Origin of the sequence: Streptomyces sp. NPDC090032, from assembly GCF_044748025.1 — a bacterium.
Classification (GTDB): Bacteria; Actinomycetota; Actinomycetes; order Streptomycetales; family Streptomycetaceae; genus Streptomyces.
The window spans coordinates 394,855-408,784 of sequence record NZ_JBIVFF010000004.1 but is presented as its reverse complement, the minus strand read 5'-3'; the positions used below and the strand labels follow the sequence as shown (position 1 = coordinate 408,784).

At 69.0% G+C, this 13,930-nt stretch carries 12 protein-coding genes and 1 tRNA gene; 4 read left to right on the top strand and 9 right to left on the bottom strand.

Annotated features, from left to right (window positions below):
• Complete coding sequence (locus ACIPWY_RS11775; RefSeq protein ID WP_393701838.1) at positions 1-201, top strand: helix-turn-helix domain-containing protein; 201 nt, start codon at positions 1-3, stop codon at positions 199-201.
• Complete coding sequence (locus tag ACIPWY_RS11770; RefSeq protein WP_393701836.1) at positions 201-1,463, top strand: tyrosine-type recombinase/integrase; 1,263 nt, start codon at positions 201-203, stop codon at positions 1,461-1,463. The genes ACIPWY_RS11775 and ACIPWY_RS11770 overlap by 1 nt, the downstream gene beginning before the upstream one ends.
• 245 nt (positions 1,464-1,708) lie before the next feature.
• On the opposite strand, the gene ACIPWY_RS11765 is transcribed toward ACIPWY_RS11770, so the two are convergent.
• The 4 genes from ACIPWY_RS11765 to ACIPWY_RS11750 all read right to left on the bottom strand — a co-directional run bounded on the left by ACIPWY_RS11765 (position 1,709) and on the right by ACIPWY_RS11750 (position 7,730).
• The gene (locus ACIPWY_RS11765) at positions 1,709-3,124 is read right to left on the bottom strand and encodes a Cys-Gln thioester bond-forming surface protein (RefSeq protein ID WP_362902386.1); all 1,416 of its coding nucleotides are present in this window, start codon (positions 3,122-3,124) and stop codon (positions 1,709-1,711) included.
• A gap of 322 nt (positions 3,125-3,446) precedes the next feature.
• Positions 3,447-3,989: a single-stranded DNA-binding protein gene (locus ACIPWY_RS11760; RefSeq protein WP_362902384.1), complete on the bottom strand. Its 543-nt coding sequence runs from the start codon at positions 3,987-3,989 to the stop codon at positions 3,447-3,449.
• Between the two features lie 205 nt (positions 3,990-4,194).
• On the bottom strand, positions 4,195-6,072 hold the full coding sequence (locus ACIPWY_RS11755; RefSeq protein ID WP_393702033.1) for a GTPase: 1,878 nt from the start codon (positions 6,070-6,072) through the stop codon (positions 4,195-4,197).
• A 5-nt stretch (positions 6,073-6,077) separates the two neighbouring features.
• Positions 6,078-7,730, bottom strand: a complete 1,653-nt coding sequence (locus ACIPWY_RS11750) for a dynamin family protein (protein WP_362902382.1) — start codon at positions 7,728-7,730, stop codon at positions 6,078-6,080.
• A gap of 277 nt (positions 7,731-8,007) precedes the next feature.
• On the opposite strand from ACIPWY_RS11750, the gene ACIPWY_RS11745 reads away from it, so the two are divergent.
• Positions 8,008-8,080: transfer RNA gene (locus tag ACIPWY_RS11745), tRNA-Arg, on the top strand.
• A gap of 185 nt (positions 8,081-8,265) precedes the next feature.
• Here ACIPWY_RS11745 and ACIPWY_RS11740 read toward each other — a convergent pair.
• From ACIPWY_RS11740 to ACIPWY_RS11725, 4 genes are all read right to left on the bottom strand, one after another.
• Positions 8,266-8,550 (bottom strand): hypothetical protein, encoded by a 285-nt coding sequence (locus tag ACIPWY_RS11740; RefSeq protein ID WP_401532942.1) that lies wholly within the window; start codon positions 8,548-8,550, stop codon positions 8,266-8,268.
• A gap of 38 nt (positions 8,551-8,588) precedes the next feature.
• Positions 8,589-9,341 carry a hypothetical protein gene (locus tag ACIPWY_RS11735; protein WP_393701831.1) on the bottom strand — a complete coding sequence of 251 codons (753 nt, stop codon included), beginning with the start codon at positions 9,339-9,341 and terminating at the stop codon, positions 8,589-8,591.
• 247 nt (positions 9,342-9,588) lie between these two features.
• Positions 9,589-10,002, bottom strand: a complete 414-nt coding sequence (locus ACIPWY_RS11730; protein WP_401532940.1) for a hypothetical protein — start codon at positions 10,000-10,002, stop codon at positions 9,589-9,591.
• 832 nt (positions 10,003-10,834) lie between these two features.
• Positions 10,835-11,146 (bottom strand): hypothetical protein, encoded by a 312-nt coding sequence (locus tag ACIPWY_RS11725; protein ID WP_393701827.1) that lies wholly within the window; start codon positions 11,144-11,146, stop codon positions 10,835-10,837.
• A gap of 301 nt (positions 11,147-11,447) precedes the next feature.
• On the opposite strand from ACIPWY_RS11725, the gene ACIPWY_RS11720 reads away from it, so the two are divergent.
• A complete protein-coding gene (locus tag ACIPWY_RS11720) occupies positions 11,448-11,618 on the top strand; it encodes a hypothetical protein (protein WP_393701825.1) in 171 nt (56 codons plus the stop codon).
• A 1,181-nt stretch (positions 11,619-12,799) separates the two neighbouring features.
• On the opposite strand, the gene ACIPWY_RS11715 is transcribed toward ACIPWY_RS11720, so the two are convergent.
• Positions 12,800-13,120 (bottom strand): hypothetical protein, encoded by a 321-nt coding sequence (locus ACIPWY_RS11715; RefSeq protein WP_362902372.1) that lies wholly within the window; start codon positions 13,118-13,120, stop codon positions 12,800-12,802.
• Between the last annotated feature and the right edge of the window lie 810 nt (positions 13,121-13,930).

Below are 13,930 nucleotides of genomic sequence, written 5' to 3'. Positions count from 1 at the left end.
ATGGCAACACGGCTCCCCGTCCGCTACCTGACGCCTGACGACCTGGTGGAGATGTTCGACCTGCCCAGCGTCGAAACGGTCTACCAGTGGCGTCGCAAGCGCGTCGGTCCCCGTGGCTTCCGAGTCGGCCGGCACCTGCGCTACGACCCGGATGACGTCCGAACCTGGGTCGAATCCCTGCAGGAAGGGGCTGCCGCCTGATGGCCGGACACATCCAAGACCGCTGGTACAAGGTCGAGACCGGAGCGGACGGCAAGACCCGCAAGGTGAAGAGCGACCGGTACGGCATGGGTCTCCGCTACCGCGCCCGCTACGTCGGCCCGGACGGCACCGAGAAGTCGAAGAGCTTCCCGGACAAGCAAAAGCGCTTGGCCGACGCCTGGCTGACAAACATTGAGGCTGACATGGCTCGCGGCCAGTACATCGACCCGCGTGCCGGTCGGACGACCTTCCGCGAGTACACCGAACGATGGATCGCGGCACTGACCACCGACCTGACGAGCCGGGCCGCAGTCGAGGGCCGCCTACGGCTTCATGCCCTGCCCTACCTGGGAACGCGCCCGATCGGTTCGTTCCAGCCGGAGCACATCCGAGACTGGAATCGTCAGCTCGAAGATGCCGTGGCGTCAGCCTCGTACCGGCGTCTGATCTTCGATGCGGTCTCCTCCGTGCTCACGGCGGCCGTAGATGACCGTCTGCTCGCCTCAAATCCCTGTCGGGCTCGATCGGTCAAGGCGCCGCGTCCCGCGCCGACACGCGTCCGTCCATGGTCGGCTTCGCAGGTTTTTGCCGTGCGGACCGGACTGCCTGAGCGCTACCGGGCCGTGGCGGACGTTGGCGCGGGTTGTGGACTCCGTCAAGGCGAGATCTTCGGTCTGGCGGTCGACAACCTCGGTGATCTCGGCTGGCTCTACGTGCGGCAGCAGGTCAAGAAGGTCCGCGGATCGCTGGTCTTCGCGCCGCCCAAGCGCGGCAAGCTCCGTGACGTGCCGCTGGACCCCGAGGTGTTGGCGGCCTTGGCCGACCACATGGAGCGATTCCCGCCGGTTGAAGTGACCTTGCCCTGGCTGACGCCGACCGGGCCGAGGGTTACGCATCGGCTCGTCTTCACGAGCGGTATCGGCGCTGCCCTTTGGAGCAACGGGTTCAACGATCAATCGTGGAAACCCGCGCTGGCGTCCGCCGGAATCATCCCGGTTCCCGAGAAGGGGCAGCGGTACGCGGCGGCCCGCGAGCACGGCATGCATGCCCTGCGGCACTTCTACGCCTCGGTCCTCCTGGACGCCGGGGAGAACATCAAGGCGCTGAGCCTGTACCTCGGTCACGGCGATCCAGGTTTCACGCTCCGCGTGTACACGCACCTGATGCCGAGCAGCGAGACCCGGACCCGCAAAGCCATCAGTGCGATGTACCGGGCCGCCGGTCACGCCCACGACGGCCCAGAGACGGCCCAAGCCGCCTGACACGGCCCCTCATCGACGGGAAACCGCCTGGTGAGGGGCCTTTTCATGCCCTCTCGCGGCAAGTAACACCCCATCTTGCCTGACGGCTACCCCATGGGGGAAACGAGTACGGCCACGGGTCCATGACCTGGCCGTTCCTGGGTCGTCTCGGTAGCTGAACAGTCACCGGCTGTCGTCGCCCGGGAACTCATACGGCCCCGGCCGCCGAGGAGGCGGGCCGGGGCCGTGGTCAGGCGTGGTGGGGGTCAGTCCTGGGTCGGGGCCTTCTTCTTGCGGACCAGGAAGACCGCTCCGCCGCCGATCACCAGGAGGCCGATGGCGATGCCCGCGATCAGCGGGGTGGCGTTCGAGCTGCCGGTCTCGGCGAGGTCGCCGGACTTGATGCCGGTGCCGCCCACGGAGGCCGGGCTGGGCTGCGACGACGGGTGCTCACTGCCGCCCGTGCTGCTCTCGGTCTTGCAGTCGAGGACGCCCTTGAAGCGCTTCTCGAAGCCGTTCGGACCCTTGATCGTGAAGTCGTACGCCTGGTCCTCCTGCAGCGGGATCGTCACCGTCTGCGAGGCACCGGCCGCGATGGTGTGCTCAAGGCCCATCAGCTTGAAGGTGAACGGCTCGTCGCCCTTGTTGGTCGCCGTGATGTCCACGCCGCCCTTGGCGCAGTTCTTCTGGGCCGACAGGGCGGGGGCAGCGCCCTCCTTCGCCCAGTTCGCCGTGGCGGTCGCGGAGACCGTGGACTCGCTGGAGCCGGCGAGGATCTGCGTCTGGCTGCGGGTCTCGGAGGCGAAGGCCCGGCCGACCGGCACGGTGGTCGAGGCCTGCACCGTCAGCGCTGCCGTGCCGTCGGCGGCGCCCTCGGGGATGTCGAAGAACAGCTGCCCGCCGTCGGCGGCGGACGTCAGGGGCTTGCCGTCCTTGTCGACGATCTTGACCCCGCTGGCGGCCGCGTCGGCGGGCGGCGTCACGCTCACGGCGGCGGCGTTCGTACGGACCGTGACCGGGCCGAGCCGGTCACCGGCGCGGCCGGAGACGGCGGAGGGCTCCAGGTTCAGCGAGGCCTTCGGCTCGGCGAGGGGCTGGGCGCTCTTCTGCAGATAGTCGGCGAGCTTCTCCGCCGCGGGGCTGACCGCGTCCACGTCCGCGCCGTCCGAGTAGCGCCAGATGGCGACCTGGGTGCCGGCCGCGGCGTCCTTCTCGGTGAGGCTGCCGGCGCCGGCCTTGCGGGCCAGCTCGGCGAGGTCGTTGACCTGGGGGTAGGAGTTCTGCAGGATCCAGCGGATCTTGCCCGCGTCCGCGTTCCCGTTCAGCGACGTGCCGCTCCAGGGGGTCTCCTGGTACTTGGCGTCCCGCTGGGTCGGGTTGTGGATGTCGATGCAGTACGTCTGCAGCGTGCCGCCGTTGTCGACGGACATCTCGAACAGTCCGGCGGAGACGGGCTGGTCCTGGCCGTTGTCGTGGATGACGGCCTGACCGTAGGTCTTGAGCCCGCCGATCGTGGCGGTCGCGCCGCCCTGCTGCTGGGGGGCCTCGTCCGCAGAGGCCGCACCGGCGCCGGATATCGCGGCGGTGGCCACGAGTCCTGAGACCAGGGCCGCCGCGGCGAGGCGGGCGGCGCCCCGCCCGCGTGGGGTGACCGCCGACAACACAGATACCGCAGAGAACACAGAATTCCCCTTCAGGCGGGAGACGTTGACACGAGGGGGGTGACGTCCCGCCGACAGAACGACGTGTGAATCGGACACTTGAGCAGACGTCCGAATCAATGGCCCCGTGGGCTACGCCCGGAATCTTAAGGAAGCCGCGCACCACAGGCCCCAGGTCAGAGCGGTACGAGGACGATCCGACTCGGAATCGTTATCGCCGCTAATGATTACGGCCCTGGCTTATCGACAAATCAACGGCATGGAACCGGTGTTCATTCGCCGATAAGCCGCACTTCGGGCCGCATTCTGGCCGCGCCGCGTTGTGAGGGCGCAGCGGTCTCTTTCAGCCGACAGCGGCCGGTTCTCGCTCTTCGCTCTGCTCTCCGGACTCCCCATGCTCCATGGGTGGCTTGGGTTCCTTGGGTTCCCCATGCCCATTGGGCTCGACGGGCTCTTCTTGCGAGGCGCTCTCCCCTTGCGGTTCGATCTCGAACGACGGCTCGTCGGCGTCCGGTTGGCGCCCGGGCCGGCCCCGGTTGCGCCGGAACGCGGTCGTCCCGCGCGACAGGTCGTGCCCGACGGTGGACGCCTGGATGTCCGCCGACGTCCAGTGCTGCCCGCCCCGCTCCTCGTCCCGCACCCTCAACCTGCCCTGGACGAGCACCGGTTCGCCGATGGACAGCGAGCCCTGCACATTCGTGCCGAGCGCTCCCCACGCCCACACCGTGAAGAAGTTCGTGTGTCCGTCCACCCACTCGTTACGCACCCGGTCGAAGCGCCGGGCGGTCGCCGCGAGCCGGAACCGCGACACCGGCCCCTTCGGCAGCTCCCGGTACACCGGCGTCGTCGCGACGTTCCCCACGACCGTCACCGTCGTCTCGCTCATGTCGGTCCACCCCTCCCCTGCGCACGGACGCGTACGGGCCCGTCCCGCACGGCCTCGTCCGTACCGCGATCCCGGTCGGTTCCGGGTCGCGATCTCAGAGTGCCTGTGCCGGGACGAGCCCGCTGGCGCCTGTGTTCTACCGGCCGGTTGTGGAAATCCGCGTCACCCAGCCAGGTGGCGACTCACGTCCGCGAGGGTCACCGGGTCATCCCGTCACCTTCACGTACTGCTCCCGGACCTCCCGGTACCGCAGCAGCTCGGCGGCCACCGGATCGAGGACGCGGGCCCGGCCGCAACCCGCCGCCGCCTCCCGCAGGCGCCGTTCCGCGTCGAGCCCGTAACGCCGCGCCGGCCCCTTCGCCGCCATCCGGCACGACCACTCCACACACGGTCCGCCCACGATGCCGCACAGCATCAGCAGCACCGGCACCCCGAGATTCGGGTCGAGAACCCCGATGATCTGCCCCAACAACCACAGCCCTCCGACGACCTGAAGGATCGTCATGGAGATCTGGGCGAGGACCGCGACCGGCCACCAGCCGGGCCTCGGCAGCCGTCCGGGCGGCGCCCCCGCCGAGACCGCCAGGTCGTCGAGCGCCTCCGGGAGCCCCTCGGCCCCCCGTGTCGCCGCCTCGCGCACCGCCTGCCCCCAGGGCCCCGGCAGCCCCGCCGACGCCCGCTCGCCCACGATGCGCACCGCGTGCTCCACGCGCTGGCGCGCCGTCGCCTCGTCGTCGGAGGGCGCGGGCCTGACCGTCAGCGTGGTGCTCGGGGTGCCCCGGCCCTCGTACCAGTGCCAGAGCCGCAGCCAGGGGGTGCCGCACGCCTTGTTGGCGTTGCGGCGCCAGGCACGTTCGGCCGCCTGTCCCGCCGCTTCGGCGCCCACTGCGTCGGCGAGCCGGTCGGTGAACTCCTCGCGGGCGTCCTCGCTGAGCCCGCTCTTGCGTCCGGTCGCGTAGACGGGCCGCAACCGCAGCGCCGCCGCGTCGATGTCGGCCGCGATGCGGCGGGCGGCGGCACCCTGCTCGCGCGTGAACTGGTCGAGGGAATCGCGCAGTTCATCGACACCGTCGCCGGTGAGGGCGGACAGGGACAGCACGGTCGCGCCCGGTTCGCCGTGCTCGCCGAGCGCGATCCCGTCCTCGTCGAGGAGGCGACGAAGATCGTCGAGTACGAGGTCGGCGGCCTCGCCGGGCAGCCGGTCCACCTGGTTGAGGACGACGAAGCTGACCTCCGCGTGGCCGGCCAGGGGACGCAGATAGCGCTCGTGAAGCATCGCGTCGGCGTATTTCTCCGGGTCGACGACCCAGATGACGGCGTCGACGAGCGCGAGGATCCGGTCGACCTGGTCACGGTGCTCGACGGCCGCCGAGTCGTGATCGGGCAGGTCCACCAGGACGAGCCCCTTCAGTGGCGCGTCCACGTCCTGGGGGCCCTGGCCCTGGAGAGGGCGGCGGCGCAGCCGGCCGGGGATCCCGAGCCGGTCGAGGAGCCCCGCCGCGCCGTCCGTCCAGCTGCACGCGATGGGCGCGGAGGTGGTGGGCCTGCGCAGTCCCGTCTCGGACAGGGGCACGCCCGCGAGGGCGTTGAAGAGGGTCGACTTGCCGCTTCCGGTTGCGCCCGCGATGGCGACGACGGTGTGCCGGTCGGAGAGCCGGCGCCGGGCGGCCGCCTGGTCGAGCACGTGGCCCGCCTCGGCGAGTGCCGCGCCGTCGACGCGGGCGCGGGAGAGACCGACGAGTTCGCGCAGCGCGTCGAGGCGCTCGACGAGCTCCACGTCGGCGCCGTGCGGCTCGTCCGCGTGGGAGTACGGACCGGGGACGGCCTCGACGTCGAAGACGCCGGAGTCCGCGGCGCGCCGGGCGATGAGCCCGTCGTCCCAGACCGCGCCGCCGGAGCTGTCAGCGCCCTCCGGGGTCCGATCCACGCGCCCTTCCGGTTCCGTGCCGGCGACGTGCTCGGCCTGATCGGTGTGCTCGGGCTGATCCGTGTGCTCGGCGCGGTCGGTGTAGTCGGGGCGGTCGGTGTAGTCGGCGCGGTCGGTGTGCTCGGCATGCTCGGTGTGGTCCGTGACGGCGGTCACCACGGTCACCTCTCCTTCTGCAGTACGGACAGCGCGGCGATCAGTTCGGCCTGGGACTCGGGGTGTACGTCGAGCGCGTCGAGCGGCGCGAGTCTGCGGGCGCGCTCCACGGCGAGCACCTTGTCCAGGTAGTCGGTGAGCAGCCGCCCGCCTCGGTCGCGCAGGCACAGGGCTCCTTGGGCGCCGATGCGGTCGGCGAGGTTCTCGCCGGCGCTGCGGGCGCGGTTCCCGCCTAGGAGGACGGTGGCGAGGAGGGCGGCGACAAGTTCGGTGTCGGGCGGCGGGGTGGTGTCCAGGGTGCGCACCTGTTCCTCCGCGTACTCCTCGAGCATGCGGCGCCAGCGGCGTACCGCCATGCCGATGCGGTGTTCCGCGGTCTCCAGGTCGGGGTCGCGGTCGGCGAGGCCGTCCGCCGCGCCCGCGGGATCGCGGTGCCAGGCCTCGTCGATGCGTTCGTCGGCGGCGGTGACGGCGCACAGCAGCAGCGCGCCGAGGCTCTCGGTGAGCGCGTCGAGCAGTTCGGCGGGCGCGCAGTCGAGGGGGTAGCTGCGCCACCGCTTGAGGGCGTCCCCGGCGAGCACGCCACCGCTCTGGAGCCGGGTCCGCAGGCGCGCGTACTCCTTCTCGTACGTCTCGTCGACCGTGGCGGTGAGCCGCAGGGCGGCGGCGTACTGGGAGGCGACGGCGCCGGCGAGTTCGGGGGTGCGGACCCTGAGGGAGTCGATGACTCCGTTGGCGGTGCGGGAGATGGCGGCGCAGCGGGCGGTGGGGTCCTGCACGCGGTGGCTGAGCCAGGCGCGCAGGGGGGCGACGGCGGTGGTCGGCAGGAGGCCGCCGCCGCCGGTGGACTCGGGCAGTTCGGGGACGGTGAAGCGCGGTACGTCGCCGAGTCCGGCCTTGGCGAGCAGAGCCCCGTACTGGCGGGAGACCTCGGCGACCATCTGGTGGGGCACGCGGTCGAGGACCGTGACGAGGGTCGCGTTGTTCTCCTTGGCGCTGCGCAGCAGGCGCCAGGGCACGGCGTCGGCGTAGCGGGAGGCGGTCGTGACCATGATCCAGATGTCGGCAGCACTGATCAGCTGGGCGGCGAGTACGCGGTTGCGGGCGACGAGGGAGTCGACGTCGGGTGCGTCGAGGAGGGCGAGCCCGCGGGGCAGGTTGCCGGAGGTCTCCACACGCAGGACGTGTTCGCCTTCGTCCGCGGGTGCGGAGGCGCCGAGTTCGGTGTCGTCGGGCTGCCGTGGCGTCCAGACGCGGGTGAGGTCGGGCAGGACGCGGGCCCCGGAGAACCAACGGTGGTCCTCGGGGTGGCAGACGAGAACGGGGGTGCGGGTCGTGGGCCGCAGCACCCCGGCCTCGCTGACTTTCCGTCCGACCAGGGAATTGACGAGGGTCGACTTCCCTGCGCCGGTCGACCCGCCGATGACGGCGAGCAGGGGGGCTTCGGGGTCTCGCAGCCTCGGCACGAGATAGTCGTCGAGCTGCGCGAGGAGTTCCACCCGGTTGGCACGCGCACGCGGCGCCCCCGGGAGAGGGAGGGGAAAGCGCGCGGCGGCGACACGGTCGCGCAGCGCGGAGAGTGCGTCGAGCAACTGAGGCCGTACGTCCAAGGTCACCACATGCGAAGAATGCCCAATTTTGGCGGCTTTCTGAAGCATATGGACGTCTCTGCGCGCCGATGCGGCCCATCCGGTCCATGGGACGGAAGGGACGACTGGGGCGCAGGCATAACGAGTGCACAACACCCGGGGCGCGAGACGCCAAAAGCGGTGCAGGATTCGTACCTGCCTGCGATTATCAGGACCGCTTCACCGAACCTCCACATCGCGCCACGGAGGCGAAGCAGCAAGGACAGGGATCCGGGAGCCCTATCCTTGGTCCCGGCAAGGTCACGGATCTCCCCCACATCCGTCCCGAGCCACCGGCCACACACCGGCCCCCGTAGCTCAGTGGATAGAGCAGGCGCCTTCTAAGCGCTTGGCCGCAGGTTCGAGTCCTGCCGGGGGCGCCTCTCTCCGCCTCTCCTTCGGGAGGGGCTTTTCGCAGGTCAGAGTACGCGTCGGCACCGCATCGCAGTAGCCGGACCGCCCCCGAGTGGTGGCAGGAGCGGTCCGACACTGTCCGGCTGTTACCCGGTTCCTGCGGGTGGCCACGGTGAATACGCGGGGAAGTTCTCCGAGGGCTCAGCGAGCCTCACACGGGGATCTCTGGAAGTTCTCCCCTCGCCTCGATCCGCTTCTTGAGGTCCGTGAGCTGACCCGACACGCACCAGGTGTAGATGGCAAGCAGCACCGGCACGCTGTTACCTGCCCACTCCGCGACCTGCGCGGCCGGCACCCCGTCGTTAAGCCAGTTCGTGAGGCAGGTGTGCCGCAGGTCGTACACCCGCTTCCCGAGCGGCGATTCGAACTCCTCGGGCGTGAGGACCTTGACCCGTGCGGACCGCCAGGCGCGGCGGATGACCGAGCCAGCGAGCATCTCGCCCTTCTCACCCGGGAACAGCAGATCTCCGGGCTTCAGCTTCTGAGCCTTGATGTGCTCGCGAAGAATCCTGGTGAGCGATGGGTGCGCGGGACAATCCGCGTATCGTCCGCGGCCCGCCCCTTCAAGCCTCGCTTTTCGTGGATCGCTCCGGTGTCGGTCCAGTTCTTGCCAACCTCTGGTTGAGCGGTGTGGAACACGAGCTCGCTCCACTGGTCTCGGGCGTCCTCATCAGGCAGATGAACGTCCACCACCCGCATCGCTACGACTTCCTCCGGGCGCGGCCCGGCGTAGTACATCGTGGCGAAGAAGGCGTGCAACCGCTCGCCGCCGCGAGTACGATGCCGGATCCAGCCCAGCAGGCGCGCCGCTTGCACGGCGTTGAGTAGGGATCGCTTATCAACCGCAGACGACGTCTTGGGGGCAGTTCCTCTCCCCTTTGGGAGCGGATTTGAGCGCAGAACCCGGTGCGTAACGGCGTACTCCATGGCCACGTTCAGGATGCGCCGCGTGCGCTTGACGGAGCTGGCCGCGGCCGGGGTCCCATCGAGCCTGATGGACAGTGCGCGAAGTACCTCGTCGACCTTGGCAGGGTCCTCCCATGCGGCCATCGAAAGCGCGTTGCGCTCAACCCACTTGAGGATCACTGCGCCTTCCGGCGGCGCCTCCTCGCGCCTCCTCGTGTTGAACGCGAACTCCCGCAGCGCAGTGCGCACACCGACCGCCTTGAAGGTACTCGCGGGCGTACGCAACAGCGCGATAGTCGTTGCCGCCAGGGCTTTGGACACGTTCTTGCGGTTGCTCCCCGAGGTCCGACGTCACTGAGCGTCGCAGAACTGAACGGCGAAGGCGTACCAGTTCACCGCGCTCGCACCTAATTGGCAGCCGAGTCGTCGTGGGGCGTCGGGCGGCCAATCAGTGGAAGCCACAAGCGGCAGAACTTTGAAAGCCACACCCGACGCCCCTGGCGTGGGCCAACCATACGAAGGGCTCGCCCGGTCCCGTAGAACAACGTAGGGAACTTTGACCGGCTGCCTAGATGTCGCCGACGGCAAACTGGTCGATCGTCGCGTCGTAGCTGGTGACGCCCCCCAGCACGCATCCTGCGCCGAGCTCGGTCAGATTGGAAGTGGTACGGACATTGGCACGCGCGGTGCCTCCCGCGAAGCTGCCGTTGGCGATCGAGCCGCCCTCCAGGGAGAAGGACTGCGCGTCGCCACGGAACGTCGTCTGGTCGATGACCGTCTTGCTTCCGTCGTTCCAGTTGATCGTCGCCTTGGCGTAGCCGGGCCCGTAGGGGCCGGGGCACTGGGCGGGAAGGCTGGCTTGGAATTGGATCGTGCCGCCGGTGATCTTCGGGTGGGAGGTGGATGTGCAGATACCCATGTTGCCGTTGGCGGACAGCTGCACGATTTTCCTGGCGAAGGTGATGCCGGGGTTGAACTGCACGCTGAGGGCGCCGCCGTAGCAGGCGACATGGCCGATGTCGGCCGGGGCTGCGGCCGATGCCTGGCTGAGGGGGGGGACAGAGCGACCACCGCGGCGGCAGCAACAGCCGCCGACATGAGGGGACTACGCACGTGAGCGCCTCGATCCAACTAGCTGGATGGGGCGAACACGGGAAGCGAATCCGATTTCGCATGAGCCAGCCCGCGCCGCGCCACCGGGCTGTCGCAACGCCACCCGACCGGAGCACGCACCGGAACCGCGCAGGTCAGGCGCCCGGCAGCGAGGCCGGGCACCTGCTTCCACTTCGGCGGTCGTCGGCCTGGCTCGGGGGCCAAACGGGGGGCCAAACGGTGAAGCCGCGTAGGGAACATCCCGGTCTGCGTGCGCGTCTATCTGCCGACTACTGCTCCGGTTCCCGCTTGAGGAGTCTCCTGAACGCCCTCGATGACGCCGACCCCATGTGCCGGAGCACGACAGCAAGCGTCTGACACCAACGCGACAGAACTTTCTCTACTTCACTCAAGGCACCCGGCTGCACTCCGCTCCGCCCGCGCTGCGCCGACACGCGCCCACTGGTGGATAGGGCCGGAGGCCATGAACTGATCAACTGCATAGAACGGCGCGCGGTCAGAGACCATGCCTCCGGCGGGGGATCGGCCGGCACCGGGATGAAGGGGCGCCGCTGCCGACTGCGGGACCGTAGGCGCGTGTGTGGGGTGCTCCCAACAGAGCCGAACAACCGTGGTCCAGGGTGTGTGGGTCGACGGCGGACGGGATGGGAGCCGGGGAAGGTGTGGGCGACGCAGGGTGCTGCTGTCTCAACACGAGCTCGCTAGACAAACAGTGATTCATCACGGACGTTCCAGACAGCCTTCACTCCCAGCTGGTGCTCGCATCCGGCACCTTCGCAGGGCTGCGTGAAGTCCTCAACTTCTTGCACGGAAGAAGTCTGCTCTGTCTGCCTACGTAGGACAGTCGGCTCGATACCTCCGAGCCGTTGCTGAAAGTCGACCTGCAGTCGGTCCAATGTATCGAGAAAGTCCTTCAGATAAGGCAGTTCCTGATGCACCGTTTCTCGTTGCAAGCTGCTCTTCTGGGGAGCGTTCAGGTGGGTGCGCGTTGAAGTGGAAGCGCTGGGGTGCACTGGGGGCACGGTAGGACTGGTAGCGCAGGCACAGCTTCGATGGGCGCTGGACTCGGCGAACGGAAAAGACGTATCTGCTGTCACGCCCTCACAACGATCTTCCTCCGTGCCGGAAACGAGGCATTCGAGTGGCTCGCCGCAAATGTCCGCCTCTCTGGCCGCAGCCAGGGCGGCTTCAAGTTCCCGGTAGGGGCGGGCTGTCGGTGATGCCCCAGATCCAGACGGCGTGTTCGGGGGCATCCCGGATCGCTCGGGTGGCCTTGGCCTTCAACGCATGCGGTGGTTGTGGGATTTGGTCTTCGTGCCGACGAACTCCGGTACGAAGACCACGGTCCCCTGCGACGGGTCAGTGGTTCAGCAGCGGATCACTGCGGACAAGCTGGTCCGCATCAACGTCGACGGTTCCAAAGGGGCGAACGGAGTGGTCGCCTGGCAGATCGACGCCCCGGGATCCGGGCGCAGGGCGCCCTAGCGGCGCTGCTGGCCTCAGTGAGTGTCTAACTGCGTGACAACGCAGACGCACAGCCGCGAACAACGGTGGACGCCAGCGGACCATCAGCGCAGGTGACAGGCACAGCAGCCCAAGAGCAGCGAGCATCCCAAGTTGCTTCGGGACGAAGAGGTCGTGGTCTCACGGCATGGAGCGGCGGACGGGCTCATCACTACGAGGCGGCCTGAGGTCGTGATTCCCCCAGGCGTCCCCCAAGGGGCGTCTGTGGCGGACGGCGATCGAGCCTCTCACTCTGCCCATCCGCCGCAGGTCAACGTAGTGCGGGGCTCTTTCATGTCCGGATGCGCAATCGCTGCGAGAGCAAGCGCCTTGACCGTCCACGAGCGCGGACACCCGCTCCGCGGCACGCCCTCAGCCGGACGACGTCCGCCGGTTCGTCGCTGAGCACGGCCCGGCGGCCTACAAGCCGCTTCGCCGGGTGCACGTGCCCGGCGACGACGGCATGAACATCGGACGGTGTGGGTCCGCGCCGTGGACGCGGCCTACGCCGACGAGCGCGTCAGCGCGTGCCCGCACTTCTTTCAGTCCTGTGTCACTTCGGCGCTTTCGACTTCGCACTCGACGCAAACGGCCGATGGTGGTTGGTTCCTGGAATGCCACCCCAACGGGCCATGGGCGTTCGTCGACGATCTCACTCGCCGTGCCATCACGCAGCGCATTCGCAGACACCTTGCAGATTGACGTCGCAACGGGCTCACAGGCCCGGACCCGTCCGGCAGAGCGCGGGGGTGGGTCGTCGAGCAGCGCGGGCCGCTCAAGCTATGGGACGCGATCGAGGACGCGGTCGAGGCCTGGACAGCGGCTGACTCTTCCCACGTCGAGGCTTTCGGACTCACGATCACTCGCGATGGACAAGCGTGTGGCTCGGCACTCCCGACGGCCCGAGCTGGCAACTGCCCGCGTGAAGATCCCACCCCAGTACATCCATGCGCAATGCACGTATGTTCGCCATGGGGCAAATGTCCAGCACCCGGCGGGCATTGAACTCCTCTGCGGAGCCAATGTGCGGGCCCAGATCCCAGCGGTCGGAATCGAGCGGATCGTAGATCTCCGCCAGCCGCGGGTGTCCATGCGACCGAAGGCATGTGGAGGATGCGGAAGGGGTGCCCTTCCCGACAGCGGAAGGGCACCCCCAAGGACGGTCAGCGGTGGTCGTAGCGGTCGTGGCCCCAGCGGCCGTCACGGTGGCCGCGGTGGTGACCCCAGCGGCCGTCACGGTGGCCGCGGTGGTGACCCCAGCGGCCGTCACGGTCGTCGCGGTGGTGACCCCAGCGGCCGTCGCGGTGGTGGCCCCGGTGGCCGTCGTGGTCGCCGCGCCTGTAGTCGTCACCGTGGTCGTGACCACGGTCGTACGTGGCATGAGAGGCCACCGGAGGCGCGGCGGCGGCGCTGGCGCCAGTGGCGCCGCCCACCAGGATGGCGCCCGCGACGCCCAGCGCGGCAGCAAAACGGGAAATCTGCATTCCATGCTCCTTTCACGGCAGGTGCCTGATGCGCCTGCCTGGGTCGGACACATGCATGTTCACGCCCGCAATGAACCGTTACGTCCGACTCGCCATCAAGGGCACCTTATGTAGCGAAAAATCGTTGAATTGGGAACCGACCCATGGCGCGTCGGCGTCACGCGCGCGCGTACCGGTGGCTCCCCCGTCCATCAGGGTGAACTTGCACCTCACGATCCCGCCGAGTTCGCGCTCCCTACGAACCACCTCTCCGCGGGTACCTCCAGCAGCAGCCCCCACCCCCGACTCGTCCCGCACCACCGGTCCGGCACATGCGGGTAGGTATCAGCGCCCGTGGACTGTCCCTGGACAGGCAGCCGTCGAGGCTGGACTGTTCCCCCGAGAGTCTGATCACTACTACCGACGGCGTCCTGGGCGGGTTCGGAGCAGAGATCTCAACGCTCCAAGACGCCTCCGCCGAGCGCGTCTTCGCTGCGGTTCAGCGTGTTGTCCTGGCCCCGAACGCCGTCAACAGCGAGCTCGCCGGCCAACAGCGCGAGCGGAAGTGCGCAGTTCAGCGGTGTCCCCACCCGCACCTTCCAAGGAGCGGGGGGGCCGTCGCGCAGCGCGGACCGCTCAAGTTGTGGGACGCGATCGACGGCACGATCGAGGTGAGGACGGGCGCCGGCTCCCCCACGTCGTGGCGTTCGGACTCGCGATCACTCGCGAGGGACAACGCGTGTGGCTCGGCACCCCCGACGGCCAGAGTCGGTGCTGCCCGTGTGTAGATCCCACCCCGGCACACCGTCGACATGCCCCGGCGCTCCTTCT

Coding starts and splice junctions, on each gene's coding strand:
- ACIPWY_RS11775 (WP_393701838.1), top strand. CDS start 1: ATGGCAACACGGCTCCCCGTCCGCTACCTGACGCCTGACGACCTGGTG.
- ACIPWY_RS11770 (WP_393701836.1), top strand. CDS start 201: ATGGCCGGACACATCCAAGACCGCTGGTACAAGGTCGAGACCGGAGCG.
- ACIPWY_RS11760 (WP_362902384.1), bottom strand. CDS start 3,989: ATGAGCGAGACGACGGTGACGGTCGTGGGGAACGTCGCGACGACGCCG.
- ACIPWY_RS11750 (WP_362902382.1), bottom strand. CDS start 7,730: ATGCTTCAGAAAGCCGCCAAAATTGGGCATTCTTCGCATGTGGTGACC.
- ACIPWY_RS11740 (WP_401532942.1), bottom strand. CDS start 8,550: ATGCTCGCTGGCTCGGTCATCCGCCGCGCCTGGCGGTCCGCACGGGTC.
- ACIPWY_RS11715 (WP_362902372.1), bottom strand. CDS start 13,120: ATGCAGATTTCCCGTTTTGCTGCCGCGCTGGGCGTCGCGGGCGCCATC.